Source organism: Thioclava sp. GXIMD4216, assembly GCF_037949285.1.
GTDB lineage: Bacteria > Pseudomonadota > Alphaproteobacteria > Rhodobacterales > Rhodobacteraceae > Thioclava > Thioclava litoralis.
In genome coordinates, this window is the sequence record NZ_CP149926.1 from 654,553 (window position 1) to 670,425 (window position 15,873).

The window sequence follows — 15,873 nt, forward strand, 5'->3', positions numbered from 1 at the left end:
TTCATAAAACAATTTCGTTGCACGCTGCACGAATGGCCGCTTGAGGGATGCTGCTCATCGGCGGCAGGAGCAAGTTGAATGTCCGGATAGGGCCGTGAGTGTCAGGCAGCGGGAGGCGGGAGGGACCATGCGGTTTGTCCGGTTCAGCAGTTTTGCCAGGGCATCTCGCGATTACGGTCAGTTGACCCGCTGCGCACAAACAAAGTCGGCGCGTGTTACGATGTCGGTGCGCGGCAGCTCCGTGATCTCGTAACCAAGCGCGGTGTAAGTGTCGCGCATGACGGCACCTGTCGCTTCGGCCTCGGCGCGGGTCTGCTTGCGCTCGGCGTCCTGCGTGAAGATATCGTCCCAGAACGGCGCTAGGAAGATGCGGGCGTTGTAGCGCGTTTCCTTGGCTGCTGCAGCGATGTGAGGCGGCACGGGGAGGCCGCAGAGGGTCAGGTAGCCCAGAATGTCGGGAGTGCCCCGGTCGAAGATCACGGGGCCTGAGAGTGCCCGAGCGTCCTCATAGGCGCGCAGGTCGCGCTCCAGCATCCTTTCGGCGTAGGCCATGCGATCAGCCCAAGGGAGGGCATCTCCGCCGCTTACCATCTCTTCGCGGATGATCGCGCGGCCGGATTCGGGGATTGTATGGAAACCGCGGCGGGAGAGCTCGGTGATCAGGCTGGTCTTGCCCGCACCGGGGCCGCCCGTCACGACGAAGAAATGGTCGCTCATGGGCCATCCTTGGATTTGACAGGGGAATGCGCTGCGAAGCGATCGACACGCCAGGAGCGGCGATCAAGGCAGCATGGATTTTCGTAGGGAAAACAGCACCCGTCTGCGCGGCAGAGGCAAATCCTCTGACGGAAAAGGCAGAACTATCTGGTGCGTTTCATCAATGTGGGAAGCGTCACAAAGTTCTGCCTCTGCATGCCAAAATTTCCTTTTGAATTCAGTGCCCCGAAATCTCGATGCTGAACTGAAGCTGCCTTTTTCGTCAGATAAGGTTGCCTCTGACCGCACATGAAAAAGCCGGCGCAGCGGCCGGCTTCCCGTGAGTGATGGTTCAGAGAACGTCGTTTCGCCTGAAAATCATGTTGGCGCGTGGCTCCAACGGTAGCGGCTTCGCCCCGCGATCAAGTTGGATCACGGCCTCTACGCCCGGCAGCCGCCCGTTCTTCGCCGCCAGCTCTACCACCGAGATATGACTCTTGGAAAACTGCTCCATCGACTTGGCGCAGACGTACCGTCGCCTTCGTCCGCTGTTCAGCTCCTCTATGTCGCAAGATTCTAGTACGCCTGTGTCCATCAGACTGCGGATCGTCCGGATATTGATTCCGAGAATTTTCGCGGCCCGGGTCGGCCGAACGGTTCCGTGGTGATCGGTAGCGATGACCTCCCGCAGCACGGCGAGCGACACGTGGAAATCCGGGAAACGCGTGGTGGCAGGGTCGACTGCATGCAGCGGAAGGCGGTTTCTCAGAATGATTTCGACCACGCGCTCGGTCGGTATGCGGACACGATGCGATGCCGTCGCAATGTCGAGTAGGTCCTCCGATTTGGGGCGTTCAACGCGCGCCCGCAGCTTCCCAAGGAACCCATCGAGATCGCGTGGATGATACATCGGCGAGGCATTCTTTTCGTCGAAATACTTCTCAACGAGTCCGGGCTTCGTCAGCTTGGTCATCATGAAACGTTCGACGCCAAGGTATTTTCCTGCATCGGCGGCGTTCAGGAGGTCATCGAAATCGGTCGCGATGTCATTGATGATCTCTGTGGGCACGTAGCCGGTCAGTACAAAACCTTGGCCTGACGTTTTCCTCTCCGCGAGCCCCATTGAGGCCAGGCGGCGCGCCAGCTTCCAGCCAGACATCCCATAGCGCGAGCGCGCCGTCGAAAGCGAATGAACGTATTGTTCCGGGCAAGGTCGGCCCAGAACGATGTAGCCTTCGGAGATCGGAAAATTGCGGAAGATGAACTCTCGCACCAGATCACGGATCACATCGAACTGAGGGTCGTCGTCGCGGTGGCGCAACCACTCGAAGAACACGCGATAGCGGGTCCGATAGAGGGTGTTGTCGACCGGATGCGCCCGCTGGATCTCCTTGAGCTTTTCCCTGAAAGCATCTGGTCCGTGACGTAGGACACCATAACCGGCAGTGCCTGCAGCCGCCCATTGCGCCGGCGTCACTGTTTCTCGCCGGGCTTTCGGGCCAAGGGTCAGCAGGAGCCCGAAGCCTTCGCACGTCTGCGCCGCAACATGGAAAGGCAACCGGTCGAGCCACGTTTTCCCGGGCCCTTTCTCGATCCTGGTTCTCAGGTAGTGCTCGAACAAAAGGTCCTGATCGTTCGCGATTTGGGGTTCTGGTGGTGAAAAGCCAGAGGTCAGCTTGATGACGTCAAACCGCTCTCGCGTCCCAGAAGACGTGGGCAACGGAGTGAGGTAGCAGCCGTGCAAGCAGCAGGTGCGGATTGAGGTCAACTGCCATAGGCCGAAATGCGCAGCATCGTTTTGGTTTGAGGCGTCTTGCAGGCATTGCGGGCAGCCTTTGAGAGCGGTTCGGCTGAAGGCCGTGAACTTGATCTCCTCCATGCCCAACCGGAACCAGCCAGGAGAGACTAGCGCAGGTGTATGACGATGCAATTCCGCCTGATCGACACCGGCAAGTGAAGCCAATCGGGCGCAATCCTCCTGGTCGCCATTGGATAGTTTCAAATAGTCGATCCCGAAGTCCGACAGAAACATAACCATGCCTGACACGCCGTTGCGACGTGCCAAGCGGGATGCGAGAGAGGTTGCGGATTCTCCGTTCTGGTATTTTACATTTAGGGGCAACGGCTTGACTGTCGAAAACATCATGTGCGGTTCTCCCGAGAAAACACCTGGCGAGCGTCGATGCGCAAGAAGTCCGGCACGACAAACGGATTGAACTCGGCATCGCAGGAGGTCCGCCGATGGTAGGCCCTGATGAAATTGTGCCGGTTCAGAGTCTTCTGGCCATGCAGATAGGCATCCTCGATGGCGTCGAGGATCAGGACAATGGCGATGCCGAACTGGTTTGCCGCAGCATGGACCACGCGTTCGCCGTGGGATAATTCCAGAACGTCATCCTCTGGTTCGAGCTGCGCCAGTTCACAGTAGTTCTCGAGCAGGTCGAGGATATCATCACCATATGCGGCGGGGGATAGGCTCTCGAAACGAACGGTCCTCATGCGTCGAGCGAGCTGGTGGTCGTGGTTGAGGATGTCTTCCAGTTCGTTTGTGCCCGACAGAATGATCCCGACTGGCCATTCCGGGTCCGTCATCAGAGTCTTCAGCATGGATGTCACTGAATCCAGCTCGTGCTTGGTGCCCCGCGACGCCAGGTCCTGCGCCTCGTCGAGATGCACGAACAAAACGCGACGCTCTTTCAGGTGATGTTGGACCAGATCCCAGATGTACCAAGCATGGCGATCGGCACCGATAGGGTAGCCGAGCGCCCGAAGGAGCATCTGCCCGACGAATTTCAGCGTTGCGGGTGATGGCACCCGCAAGCTGATGATGGTTGAATCTCCGTATCCCTGATCGGCCAGCCTCTGCCTTTCTTGGGCAAGAAGATGGGTGATTGCCGCGCTTTTTCCGGCCCCGGAGTGCCCGGACAGGGCAAGCCCTTGCGCCTCGCTGATACGGTCGGTCTGGATGTCTACGAGCCTTTTCTCAGCGAGGATGAAAAACCCTTCTGCCAGTGGAACGAAGCGCTCGTGATCGACGAAATACGCCTTCAGTTCAGCGACCCGTTGTGCCGCTTGGGTGATCAGATCATTTCCCATCGTTGAACCCCCAGCGTCTGCGGTTCTTGCGTCTCGTTCGGCGCTCGGAGACCGGCCCGTTAAATCTCGATGACCTGGTTCATCAGGGCTTCCGCCTTTGGACACCAGCGCCGGCTCCGATTGCCGGATAGGTGAGTGGCCGGAATGAGCGAAAGTGCGGAATAGCCTGCCGCCTGATAAGAGCGGACCCACTGCAAGACTGTCCGGCTTCCCGGCAGCTTGCGAGTTTTTATTTCCTTACCCGGTCGTATCTTGGCAAAGGCCGCTGCGCCTTCACCAACGAGCCTGGCCGTCACTGATGCGAGCTGCGCTTTGGCCTGCTCATAGGCCCGCTGCGTGCGTTTGACGAGGCCCGCAGCTTCGAGAGCCAGGAAGGCGTCACAGACGGCCTTCCGCCAGATCACCAGCCGTGCGGTCTTTTCTGACAGTTCGCTGATGACCTGCACAGGTTTATCGCGATGGGCCTCTTGGGTGGCTCGATCAAAATACCCGGCAAAGTAGGTCGTGTCCGGCCGACGCATCATCTCGGCGAGCTCTTGGTGGGAAAACGCCTCAGTAATTCCCGGCTGGCCGACGCGCTCGAAGGTGCCGCCTTTGTCGTCGATTTCTAGCGGGCGCATGGCGACGCCTGCCGTGGTGATCATGTCGGAGTTCGAGAAGCGAAAACGCAGGGTCATGCCGCCACCTCCGTTAGAGAGGGGCGCGACCAGGCGAGTGTCCGAGCCGCTTCGGCAGCGGCAGCCCGATCGATGTGCTGGTCGGTGACCAGCAGCACGCGGTCTGCAAAGGATTTGGAAACTGCGGCTGCAACAGCTTCGAGCTCGGATGCAAAGTTCAGCTTCAGCACACGCTGCATAGGTTTGACGGCCACTGCAATGCGCTCCCCGTCAGTTTTCGTGATCACGAAATCGAAGACATGTCGCACGGGGCGGCCGTCAGTGCCGACATAGAATATCGCCGGGGGTTGTTCGCGGATGTGGTGCACGTCGTCGCGTACCAACATCAGGCAGAGGAAAGCGTATTCGAGCGCACTCTCGAAGTGGATGATGCGCGGGCGCTCGAAGCCGGGCAGCAGTGCGACCATTGAGCCGCGAAGGCTCCCCTTTGAACGGCGCGCAGGCACCCGGGTCGCGTGGCTCGGCTCCGGCCCGCGGTAGAACAAGGTGTTGTACATGATGTTTGGAGCGCACCTCACCTGGGCGCCGACCCATGTGGATCGGAGCAGGCGCGGGGCGACATCCCCCTATGTTTGAGATGAGTTTGACTGCCCTGCCGAGAGACGCCTCGGCAGGTTGACTTTTCGTGAGACTCAGGGGATGAATAAGGGGTCGCGACCAACGACACTTATTCAAAAGGCCTTCCTGTTAGCGCAGGAGGGTCTTTTTATTTCCCGATGTCAGGTGTTGTTTGCCGCGTTGTCCTCCTCTGCTGGGTAACGGTCGGGGAAAAGCTCGGCCGGAGTCGTGTCGACAGCATCGGCAAGGGCCCTCTCGATTTTCAAAGACCTGCGCAGGCCTTGGCTGACCAGCGTAACTGTCGAACGCAGAACCTCCAGCTCGCGGGCGACTGAGGCGATGGATTTGCCACGTAGACGTAGCTCCATTTTCAGGCGTTCATGAGCTGGGTTCACTGTGTGTGACATTGACGCTGTAACCATGATTGCTGGGACTTCGTGATCCGGAGGGAATCAGCTATCAACGAATCAGTCAAGGATAACTGTTTAGAATCATGTGGTTAAAATCTGCGGCAAAATTCTCATGATGGATGGCGTTAGAATTTCACCGGAGTTTTTAGTCAGAGGAAGGGTCTATGGCCGAAGCAAAACACTATCTGGAGGTTTCTGGCGATTTCGTCATCATCTTTGCGGATGGCGACGGTCAAGGCGTCCATCATTCTGAACTCATCGAACTAATGACGCTTAGCCGGTCGCTGGCTGAGGTTCGGAAACGTTTCGTCGGCAGTCGGACCAATCTGATCGAGACGTTGGAGCACTTCGGCTATGATTTCGACGCGCTGCTCCAATCCCAGTTTCGGGAGGGTTATCGCGACACGACCCTGGCGAAGCTACATCGCGTTGATCCGAAATGGATCGCTCGTAAGCGGGAGGCACTGGGCTTTCCGAATACGCCAGGACGGTCGCGTGTGGAGTTCCCGGCTGATCAAGTGAGAATGGCGTATGATGCCGCTGGCAGCTTTGTCGGTGCCGCAAGGCTGATGGGCATCGATCGGCGGACGTTCAGAGAGTTATACGCCCACGCGACCGAGCAAATGGGGCCGGGGCGTGATGACACCTTGGACCGGCCTCTGGAGAATGAACGTCTCGCAAGGGCGCGAGCGGCAGCTCGCTGCGTCGGACCCAAGGTTTATTCTTCTGAGGATGAGCTGAAGAGGTTCTTCGACGAGGAATGGGGGGAGAGTTGATCGCGACATACTGTGGCCAGTGAAGAGCGACCCTAGCAGTCACAATGACCAGAAGTGGCTAGCCGGTCGCGTGATGCTAAGGTTGGAATGGGCAGGAAGCAGACATGCCACTGACTCTGGAAGTCCTGCTGCAGCTGATACTAACGACCAAAACTAGCCTTTGGTGTCGGGCACGGCAGACGATCGGTGTAAGCCACTCAGCTGTATAAAGCTGATGCTGAGCAGCCAGATTTCTGCCATGCGAGAAGGTGTGCGGATCACCTCTATTAGGTGCGAGGCGCTGGATTTCAAGACGCACGGCGGCCAAGTTCTATTCAATAGAAGGCAAGCGCGACCGCGTCGTTCGTGGTGAATATCGCGCTGCGGAATGGATCAAGGTCAGATTCGACGGGCCGGAGGACAGTTACAAACCTGAGGGATCGGTCAAGGAAATGGATACGCTCCATCCCATACTGCAACCGGCGTGTGGTGACAGTATGGGTCTATAATGCAATAGCACTATACCATCGTGCTCAGCCTAGTCCAAAAGGCATTGCCGAAAGCTACAGTCAAGCAATAACCACTAATCGGCATCAATTGTGCCGTTGCTAAAAAAATCAATTCTGAGGGAAGTCTGTGAATAGGGATCTGATCGTTAATGTCGATGCGTCGTCTTGGCCGCCCCCGGGAAATCACCCTGTCTTTCCGAGCGCTTTTCACAGCGGCATTGCTACCTGGGATATGAACTTTCCGGCGATGCTACTCATGATCGGGTATTTGACCACCCCCACGACGTCCACTGGTGTCTCTCTGAGCGAATTTTGGGCGTGGGTAAGATACCTATCGGCAATCACGCCGGATCCGGACCTCAGGCTCACTGGCAGCTTCTCCGAACTTGATGCCCACCAGAAGACAATCTTGAGCGACGATTTTGGTATGGGGGCTCCCCTCCTATGGTTGAGCGAACGCTTTGACTTGGATCGTATTGTGGATGGTCGATATTTCGTCGAATACTTGGCACCGAGATTGGGGGCTACACAACGAAGAACGGCCAAGCGCGGCCCGAATAAAACTCCAGATTTTGTGGCCCGGGATGTAAGTGGTGTATGGCATGTTATCGAGTGTAAAGGAACGCAATCAGGCTCGGAATACAGCGCCCGACAGTTGGGGCATGTAGGCCCTCCGCCAACTGGAGGTGTTGCGCAAAAACGTTCTATCGTCTTCCCCTCCGGATACAGCGGACAGCGCCTAGTCAGTGGACTTCAGATTGGTGTCCCTCACGGAGAGCCTAGCCGCCTCACCATCATCGACCCGGAAGCAGAGAAGCCATTTCAGATCTTAGAGACTGAGATGGCGATGGCGGATGACGCGGCAACCAGATGTGTCGTTTCAAAATCCTTGCGGCAAGCGGGCTATGAAGTCGCGGCAGAGGCGATTTCCATGCCGTATGATGATGTTTTCTTTATGGAACGCCGCGCAACCGCAGGGCTCTCGGATGATGAGGGCACAGCTGGCCTACGCGATGAACGCGCCCGAGAAGAGTTGGGGAGTCGAGAGCGGACTGTCCAGTTCGCAGAAAAATATGTCGGGCGTGAAAGGCAGTTTATGCTGCCGAGACCCGTGTTCGTTAATGATAAGCCCGTCTATCGCGTGATCTTGAGGCAAGGGATGCATAAGGAGGCCCTCGACGAAATGCAGTCGGATCCGAGCATAGTGGGCCCTTTGTCAGCATCCAGCGCCGATTGGGTGGCTGGTCTAGGGAAGAGTGTAAGCAAAGGCAGAGAAGGCTTCGCATCAATGACGATTGGTAACATTTTTCGTTCAGAGATAATTCTGGAAGAATAGCTGATTGGGTCGATGCTTTGAAGACCTGGCTGGCAAATGCGTTGCTTGGCGGTCCGAACCCATAGGTGGGTCTGCAAAGGCCGGGATGGCACGGAAACCCGCCTTTGGTGTTGGCGTTTAGCGTCTTGCGTGGATGTTGCAGAAGGGCCGCCGACGGCCCTAGCCGTGCCTCGCCTTGAATGCGGCACTGAGGAATACATCCAAAGGAATCCGCTTTCCTCATTTCGACGAAAATGCGAGCGTCACCACAACGCTCGAGCCACTCTTTACACTTCGTGTGTTTTGTTAAGAGTTGATCAAGGCCAACCCTTGCTCGGCAGAGACTTGTGAGAGGCACCAGAACCATGCCCACCCGGCGAAGTGTCAAGAGTGACGATGACCGCGCGACCCATGCCCATATCCGGAGCCGGGACTACCTTGGTCAGCCGGATATTGACCGGCTTCTCGCTGCCGCCAAGAAGAGCCGCCACGGGGTTCGCGATCGCCTCTTGATCCTGATGATGTTCCGGCACGGCCTGCGCGTCTCCGAAGTGATCGCGCTTCGACGGCGAGATGTGGATCTCGCGCAGTCGCGGATCTGGATCACACGGCTGAAGAACGGGCTCAGTGTCGAGCAGCCAGTCGCTGGCGACGAGCTGCGGGCTATCAAGCGCTGGCTCGCGCGCAGGGACGATGCACTGCCCTGGCTCTTCGTCTCCGAGCGTAAGCTGCCGCTCACACGGCAGGCCGTGAACTACATTGTCGGGACCGCCGGCACCCGTGCCGGACTCGAGCGCGTCCATCCACATATGCTACGCCATTCCTGCGGTTTCGCGCTAGCCAACAAGGGCCGCGATCTGCGAGTCATTCAGGACTACCTCGGCCACCGAGATCCCCGACACACAGCGCATTACACGCGGACGGCGGCGCACCGGTTCGACGACCTCTGGTAGCCGGAAGCTGCAGTGCCTGAGAAGAGGAGGAAGGGCGGAGAGCCGACCTTCGCCGCAGGCTAGCAAGAAACATCTAGCCACGGAGAAAGCCGACCTTCGTAGTAGACCAGAACGACGGCATGCCTCTGTACAGCCTTACATAAGAACGAAGAGGTTCTGCTGGCGATCGCCCCCTTACGCTTAAGCGGTTTCAACAGCGAACCGCATTACCCTTCGTGATTGCAATTCTTAGCGGAATAGCTGCTATGGAATGCGGATGAAGCGAGTGCGAAATCAGGCTAGGGTTGCGCCAGCGCCTGCTGCAAACGGCAGAAACCGGAAATCACAATCGAAATATATTTCTTCTTATAAAATCACAGTGGTGTGGAGAACATGAGCTTGAAAACGATCGGAATAATAGATCCTGATAGACTTCAGAACATTCCAAAAAAGCACTGGGCAGAGCACGAGTTTTGCTTTCACCTGCATGACCTTATGGCGCGACTGCTTGTGCAAATGGAAATTCAAAAAGCAGGACATATTCAGTTTGAGATCGAGTCCGAAGCTGATCGCCATCTGTTGGCTAGCGGAATTAACATTTTGGATTTTCTTGATAAATCCGGACGCGGGGACTTAGAACGGCGGGCGGCAGTAAATCACGTCTGCAATGCGCTATTTTCAGACATGCTCCACTTCATCTATGAAGCTCTACGGGCATTGGAAAAGCGAAAATTCACTGTCGCTTTTTCGCTCCTACGCAAGCCCCTGAAAGAAGGCATGTTGATCGTTGCTCAAATGTGCGCGGACGAGGGGGCATTCTTTGATAAGCTGAAATCTGACGCAAAGAACCTGCTCAACCGGAAAGACTTGGATGAAGCAGGTATTAAAGCCTTACTAGCCTCGGCGATGAAAGAGAGCCAAGGGTGTAGCTTCACAAATGCTGATGCAGTGTATGATACACTTTTCAACTTTCAAAATGACCTTGGCTTTGCAGGCCTTTTTGATAAGGCAACACATCTGGTGACGGAGTTTAGAAGAAACCAGACGGAAGATTACAATCTGAATTTCATCTTCAAAAATCCCATGGATGACGACATCTATGCCGGTGGGACATATAGCCAACTCGCAATGTTAATGCTCTTTCTCCATGTCATGCAGATTGAACTGTATGGTCGAATGAGAAAGCCCAGCAAGAAATATCAGAATTGGATGCTGTTCACATCGCTAGGCTCATATGAAGCGCTCTTTACGAGGGGGCGCTCCCGACTGACTAATTTTGTGAACTCGAACTTCGCCGAGCTTATGCGGTGTCCGGTGTGCGAAGCGCGGATTCGTATTAAAAAAGTAGATGCTCCGCGTCTATTTATCGGAGAACGCCTAAACTGCGACCAATGCTTCACCGACCAACATTTTCCCTTTGGTTGGCTACTCAATCAATTCGATTTAGACCTTTTCAATGAGTAAGATGCCCACGTTTGCGTCGCGTTTTTTGCACATGGAACAGCATCTGGAACTCTGAACTTAGAGCAGGCACTAGCCGCGCCTTCAACGGGTGTTATGTCGCCTACTGCGGGCCCTCATTATCTAAACTTTCGGCGTGATGTCACGAATGGCGGCTTCGGAGAAGCCGCGCTGCAGCAGAACAGAACCTGGCGAATGACCGCAGAGGGTCGTCACACTAGGTACAACCAGTTGGACAGGTGATTTCTGGCTAGTGTGGTGATTTGCAGAAAGCCACGAAGCGATGACCAGCTGCCGTCAATCGGTCGCCAAGGAGGTCGAGCCCTTGCGAGGCTGTCATCGTATGGAATATTGACTTGTCTGTGTTGAGGAAGCCAAGCTGGTAAAGGTCTCCGAATGCACCTTTGATCGACTCAATGCCCACGCCTGGAAGGGCAACTGGCATGAAAGAAGACAAGCCTCCGCGGAGCTGCCCTTCGGGTATTTCATACGCGAACAAATATGTCTTCGGATCAGATAAAAAAGCCAAGATTCTCAAATGCAATGCAGACAGCCTTTCAACCAAGTTGAGGTAATATTCCCGTTCATCCGAACTGACCTTCGATCCAACCGCCGAGTTTATCAGAATACCTCGGAACGCCTGCAACTTCTCCATTTGGTAATTTTCTGCCGCTCCGCGGAAACATCTCTCCAAAACGAAAGCAAACTCATCTGTCCGAATTGTTTTTTCGTCTATGCGGTTTTCAAGCGCTTGCAGGTCGCACGCAATTCCTTGGACGAAGTCTTTTAGGCGCTTTTCCTTCATAGATGGGATGTAGTCTGTCATTAGAGATGCGATGCCTCCACCGAACGGCGCCGTCGACAGAGCGGCTTTGACGATGTGAAGAAGGTGCTCCCTTGGCCTCATCTGGCTGTCAATTTCTTGGATAGGTGAGTGCTGCTCTTTGTCGTTCATGTGCTCTACCTTCTTTTGGCTGCCCCAAGTAATCTAGCGCAAAGCTCAGCATCTCCGGAACAAACTATTTCTTACGCAATCTAAGATAGGTCGATCCTAGGTCGCTGCAGTGCGGCTCTCAATTGTGCTCTCAACGGCCGCTTTGGGCCGGGTGCATTGGTCATCTCGTCGTCGTTGCGAGGGGCGGGAAGTTGCCGTTCGCTGCTCTTGCAAACTTGATCGCGACTCTAAACCCAAGGGACTTCGGTGACCGGATGTCTCCACATTCTTGCTGCACAAGGTTGCGGCGAGTGCTAGCTTCGAGAAAAACATAGGAAATCTCGATTTGAGCAGTGAGATCGCAAGCCAGGGCAGCCTTTTTACTTCCGACTTTTTGACCGATTCCATTCAGGACGTTTCGGAGTGGAACACGCTTGGCGATGCTGATCCTGAAAAGTTTGGTGACAGCATTCGCTGCCATTCTGACAGCTTCCCAAACCGCGACGCGGAGATCAAGTTATGAGTGTAGAAGAGAAGGTCGTTGAAAGGATTGCAACCGTAGCCCAAAGTTGCATCCAGCGACATCCGGTCCTCATTTTGGGAAGTGGGGCATCGGTCGTTCACGGTCTAAGAGGCATGGGTGAGTTGGCCCAGTATCTTCGAGATCACATGCAACCTGACGAAGGCGAGGAGACCGATGCTTGGCTGCTAGTTAGAACGGCTTTGGCGAAAGGTGATGGCCTTGAGGAAGCTCTGTTAAAAACTGCTGCACCGCTCAGTCTCGTCGAGAAGATTGTAGCACTTACCTGGCAAGCCATTGCAGAGGATGACCTTGCCTTGATGGCGAGGGCAGCACGAGGGCAGGAGCATTTTAGCCTGTCTGACTTGCTTCAAGGAATGTTTAAGACCACTCACATGGTCACAAATATTGTGACACCAAATTATGACCGTGTGGCTGAGTATGCGACTGACATAGCGGGGTACATTCACGTTACAGGTTTTGCGCCAGGGATCATTCGAAGCCGTGAGGGCAGCGATCTAGTGTCAATTCGACGTGGAGCGCATGCGGCAAGGACGGTCAGAATCTGGAAGGTTCATGGTTCGCTCGATTGGTTCGTGGATAACACCGGTCGCGTCGTATCCTTGCCGATTCCAGAACGGTTACCAGAGGATTTTAGTCCGCTAATCGTGACACCAGGTGTCAGCAAGTATGAGCGAACGCATGACGAACCTTTTCGGTCTGCCATCCAAGGAGCAGACAGAGCGTTGGATCAAGCGGCTTCCTTTCTCTGTGTCGGCTACGGCTTTCGTGATCGGCACATTCAGCCGAAAATCGTCGATAGGTGCAGGCAACGGAATGTTCCAATCGTGATATTGGCGCGCACACTCACAGATGAAGCTAAACGGTTCCTCGCCGATAGCGCAGGGCAAGCATATATGGCGCTTGAGAAGGACGGCGAAGCAACTCGTGTGTTTCTACCAGAGCATCCCGAAGGAATGAGCATCCCTCTGCCCGATCTCTGGTCGTTCGATAATTTTAATAAGATGGCTTTGTGAGGTTTTAGATGGCAATTTTTGACTACGATGATGGTGAAGCGTTAGGGAAGATTATAGCCGTTGATACGGCAGTAGTCGTTGTGAGAGTTGATGAACTTGAGCGCCTAAAGCGAGTGCAGGTCAATCGACTGGTCGCACTTCAGAGCAGTAAGGCAGGGCAACATTTGGTTGGTGTTGTTTCACGGATCACACGTAGAGCGCCCGAAGTTACGCCAGACGAGTCGGAGGCTGATCCAGATGAAGTCACTGAGTTGCCAGAGAATAACTTGGTGCGAGTTTCGTTGATTGGCACTTTGATCGACAAACAGGGTATGCTCAAAAATATTTTCAGAAGAACACTTGAAACCGTACCTGAAATTGATGCCAATTGCTTTGCTCTTGAAGGCAAGCGTCTGACAGACTTCATGCAAGTAATCTCGAACGTAACAGGTGACGGCCCGCAGTTAGAGCTTGGAAAATATACCCTTGATGAAAATGCCACCGCGTTTCTCAACGGGAACAGGCTATTTCAGCGCCATGCGGTGATTGTAGGCAGCACCGGTTCAGGTAAATCATATACGACAGCGCGTATGTTAGACCAAGTTGCCGCTTTAGATCAGGCCAACGCCATCTTGTTCGATATACACGGTGAATATAAGACGCTTGACGGTGAAGAGTTTCGACATTTGCGCGTAGCTGGCCCAGGTGATTTGGAGCACGATCAAGGGCTTGATGATGGCGTCCTCTATCTACCATATTGGCTTCTCGGTTATGAAGCTATGGTTTCGCTATTTGTTGATCGCTCTGATCAAAACGCCCCAAACCAAGCAATGGTCATGGCCAACAGCATTACCGATGCAAAGCGTAAGTATCTTCAGGACGGTAAACATGCAGAGGTTTTGGCGAATTTTACCGTTGATAGCCCTGTACCATTTCCACTTCAGGCTGTGCTTGAACGTCTAAGTTTTCTCGATACTGAACGCGTCCCCGGCGCGAAGGCCAACACTGACAAAGCGGGCGACTTCAACGGAAAGTTAAGTCGTTTGATTGCCCGCTTTGAGGCTAAGCACATGGATCGCCGCTTAGGTTTTCTTTTTCAGCCTCATTCGGAATGTATGGAAATGGACTGGTTGCCAAGGTTGGCGCACGCGCTGACAGCAAGCAGAGGGACGCAACAAGACAAGAAAGGCGGCATAAAGATCATTGATTTCTCGGAAGTCCCATCCGACATACTGCCTTTGATGGTCAGCCTACTTGCGAGATTGGTTTTCAACATCACTCAGTGGACTCCAGTGGAGAAGCGCCACCCCATTGCCTTGTTTTGCGACGAGGCGCACCTTTATATTCCCGAGCGAGCGGGGCGTGATGGGGTCGATGACATATCCGTAGGCATCTTTGAACGTCTGGCCAAAGAAGGCCGGAAATATGGTGTTGGGCTCGTGGTCATTAGCCAGCGTCCTGCGGAGGTGAACAGGACAGTTCTAAGTCAGTGCAATAATGTGATCGCCATGCGCCTGACGAATGGCGACGATCAGAGTGTTGTCCGAAGGCTTTTGCCAGATAGCCTTGGCGGGTTTGGAGATCTGTTACCCGTTCTCGATGTTGGGGAAGCGTTGGTAGTTGGTGACGCGAGTCTTTTGCCGACCAGAGTTCGCGTAGGAGAGCCGAGATACAAACCAAACAGCGCAACCATCGACTTCTGGGATCGTTGGGCGGGTGAGACGCCGGAATCTGATATTACGGGGGCAGTGTTGTCTTGGAGGCGTCAAAGCGCGAGATAGTGACGCGAGGAATGCGTGCATAGATCAAGACTTATGCACACCCGCACTGCGTTAGCGTTTTCAATCGCTTCGAGCGTGCAAAATTCACGGTCGGAATTTTGTTTGCAACGCATGAATGTCGGCTTGGCAGGCTGCAACAACAGCAAGTTGGCTGGTCGGCGAATGTCCGGTTAGGGCCGTCGGCTTCAGGTAGTAGGAGGCAGGAGGGAGCTGCGCGGTTTGTCCGCTCCAGTAGGTTCTCCGTCCATCTGGAGAAGCCGGTCAGAGCGCTAGTTGCGCAGAGACAAAATCAGCGCGTGATGCGATGTCGGTGCACGGCAGTTCCGTGATCTCATATCCGAGCGCGGTGTAGGTCTCCCGCATGACGGCGCAGGTCGCTTCGGCCTCGGTGCGGGTCTGCGTGCGTTCGGTGTCCTGTGTGAAGATCTCGTCCCAGTAGGGCGTCAGGAAGACGCGGGCGTTGTAACGGACTGCCTTGGCCGTAGCGGCGACGTGGGGCGCCACGGGGAGGCCGCAGAGGGTCAGGTAGCCCATTATGTCGGGAATGCCCCGGTCGAAGATCACGGGGCCTGAGAGTGCCTGTGCGTCCTCGTAGGCGCGGAGGTCGCGCTCAAGCATCCGTTCGGCATAGGCCATGCGGTCCGCCCAGGGGAGGGCGTCTCCGCCGCTCTGCATTTCCTCGCGAATGACCGCGCGACCGGATTCGGGGATCGTATGAAAGCCGCGGCGGGAGAGCTCGGTGATCAGGCTGGTCTTGCCCGCACCAGGGCCGCCCGTCACGACGAAGAAATGGTCGCTCATGGGCCATCCTCGGGTTTGACAGGGGAAGGGCTGCGCAGCGATCGACGCGCCGAAAGGTGCGGATCAAGGCAGCATGGATTTTCGTAGGGAAAACAGCACCGGTCTGCGCGGCAGAGGCAAATCCTCTGACAAGAAAGGCAGAACTATCTGGTGCTTTTCACAATGATATTTGGTGGAGCCTAGGGGGATCGAACCCCTGACCTCTTGCATGCCATGCAAGCGCTCTCCCAGCTGAGCTAAGGCCCCGTCAGCAAATTGCTTTGCTTGAGCATCTCTTAGGGGGGAATTCCGGTAGGAGCAAGAGAAAAAGATCGTCGATCTGCTTTTTAAATTGTACACAATGTACGACTGATTCTGCCTCTCGCAAAACTGCTCCCTGTAACTGAGAGTCTGCGTCAGTTCTGAAGGAGCA

At 55.2% G+C, this 15,873-nt stretch carries 15 protein-coding genes and 1 tRNA gene; 7 read left to right on the forward strand and 9 right to left on the reverse strand.

Annotated features, from left to right (window positions below; translation table 11 throughout):
• Positions 1-177 precede the first annotated feature (177 nt).
• From WDB88_RS03255 to WDB88_RS03280, 6 genes are all read right to left on the reverse strand, one after another.
• Positions 178-717 carry an AAA family ATPase gene (locus tag WDB88_RS03255; RefSeq protein WP_207019457.1) on the reverse strand — a complete coding sequence of 180 codons (540 nt, stop codon included), beginning with the start codon at positions 715-717 and terminating at the stop codon, positions 178-180.
• Between the two features lie 331 nt (positions 718-1,048).
• Positions 1,049-2,842: a TniQ family protein gene (locus tag WDB88_RS03260; protein WP_339108772.1), complete on the reverse strand. Its 1,794-nt coding sequence runs from the start codon at positions 2,840-2,842 to the stop codon at positions 1,049-1,051.
• Positions 2,839-3,792 carry an ATP-binding protein gene (locus WDB88_RS03265; protein ID WP_339108773.1) on the reverse strand — a complete coding sequence of 318 codons (954 nt, stop codon included), beginning with the start codon at positions 3,790-3,792 and terminating at the stop codon, positions 2,839-2,841. Before WDB88_RS03265 ends, WDB88_RS03260 begins: the two co-directional genes overlap by 4 nt.
• Before the next feature lie 59 nt (positions 3,793-3,851).
• Positions 3,852-4,469 (reverse strand): hypothetical protein, encoded by a 618-nt coding sequence (locus WDB88_RS03270; protein WP_339108774.1) that lies wholly within the window; start codon positions 4,467-4,469, stop codon positions 3,852-3,854.
• The gene (locus WDB88_RS03275) at positions 4,466-4,876 is read right to left on the reverse strand and encodes a hypothetical protein (protein WP_339108775.1); all 411 of its coding nucleotides are present in this window, start codon (positions 4,874-4,876) and stop codon (positions 4,466-4,468) included. The genes WDB88_RS03270 and WDB88_RS03275 overlap by 4 nt, the downstream gene beginning before the upstream one ends.
• Before the next feature lie 312 nt (positions 4,877-5,188).
• Positions 5,189-5,395 carry a helix-turn-helix domain-containing protein gene (locus WDB88_RS03280; protein WP_339108776.1) on the reverse strand — a complete coding sequence of 69 codons (207 nt, stop codon included), beginning with the start codon at positions 5,393-5,395 and terminating at the stop codon, positions 5,189-5,191.
• A 206-nt stretch (positions 5,396-5,601) separates the two neighbouring features.
• Between WDB88_RS03280 and WDB88_RS03285 the strand changes: the two genes are divergently transcribed.
• From WDB88_RS03285 to WDB88_RS03300, 4 genes are all read left to right on the forward strand, one after another.
• Positions 5,602-6,213 (forward strand): hypothetical protein, encoded by a 612-nt coding sequence (locus tag WDB88_RS03285; RefSeq protein WP_066011903.1) that lies wholly within the window; start codon positions 5,602-5,604, stop codon positions 6,211-6,213.
• An 897-nt stretch (positions 6,214-7,110) separates the two neighbouring features.
• Positions 7,111-8,037 carry a hypothetical protein gene (locus WDB88_RS03290; protein WP_339108777.1) on the forward strand — a complete coding sequence of 309 codons (927 nt, stop codon included), beginning with the start codon at positions 7,111-7,113 and terminating at the stop codon, positions 8,035-8,037.
• Positions 8,038-8,381: 344 nt separating this feature from the next.
• Positions 8,382-8,969 (forward strand): tyrosine-type recombinase/integrase, encoded by a 588-nt coding sequence (locus WDB88_RS03295; RefSeq protein ID WP_339108778.1) that lies wholly within the window; start codon positions 8,382-8,384, stop codon positions 8,967-8,969.
• Positions 8,970-9,341: 372 nt separating this feature from the next.
• Positions 9,342-10,412: a hypothetical protein gene (locus tag WDB88_RS03300; protein ID WP_066011899.1), complete on the forward strand. Its 1,071-nt coding sequence runs from the start codon at positions 9,342-9,344 to the stop codon at positions 10,410-10,412.
• Positions 10,413-10,659: 247 nt separating this feature from the next.
• Here the strand turns inward: WDB88_RS03300 and WDB88_RS03305 are convergent, their stop codons facing one another.
• Positions 10,660-11,364, reverse strand: a complete 705-nt coding sequence (locus WDB88_RS03305) for a hypothetical protein (RefSeq protein WP_339108779.1) — start codon at positions 11,362-11,364, stop codon at positions 10,660-10,662.
• Positions 11,365-11,689: 325 nt separating this feature from the next.
• Here WDB88_RS03305 and WDB88_RS03310 point away from each other — a divergent pair, with 325 nt between their 5' ends.
• Genes WDB88_RS03310 through WDB88_RS03320 form a run of 3 tightly spaced genes read left to right on the forward strand, consistent with a single transcriptional unit; the run spans position 11,690 to position 14,660 of the window.
• Complete coding sequence (locus WDB88_RS03310) at positions 11,690-11,866, forward strand: hypothetical protein (protein ID WP_339108780.1); 177 nt, start codon at positions 11,690-11,692, stop codon at positions 11,864-11,866.
• Positions 11,863-12,900 (forward strand): SIR2 family protein, encoded by a 1,038-nt coding sequence (locus tag WDB88_RS03315; protein WP_066011893.1) that lies wholly within the window; start codon positions 11,863-11,865, stop codon positions 12,898-12,900. Before WDB88_RS03310 ends, WDB88_RS03315 begins: the two co-directional genes overlap by 4 nt.
• 8 nt (positions 12,901-12,908) lie before the next feature.
• Positions 12,909-14,660: an ATP-binding protein gene (locus tag WDB88_RS03320; protein ID WP_066011891.1), complete on the forward strand. Its 1,752-nt coding sequence runs from the start codon at positions 12,909-12,911 to the stop codon at positions 14,658-14,660.
• A 261-nt stretch (positions 14,661-14,921) separates the two neighbouring features.
• On the opposite strand, the gene WDB88_RS03325 is transcribed toward WDB88_RS03320, so the two are convergent.
• Together WDB88_RS03325 and WDB88_RS03330 are read right to left on the reverse strand one after the other, a co-directional pair.
• Positions 14,922-15,461: an AAA family ATPase gene (locus WDB88_RS03325; RefSeq protein ID WP_066011888.1), complete on the reverse strand. Its 540-nt coding sequence runs from the start codon at positions 15,459-15,461 to the stop codon at positions 14,922-14,924.
• 170 nt (positions 15,462-15,631) lie between these two features.
• Positions 15,632-15,707: transfer RNA gene (locus tag WDB88_RS03330), tRNA-Ala, on the reverse strand.
• Positions 15,708-15,873 lie beyond the last annotated feature (166 nt).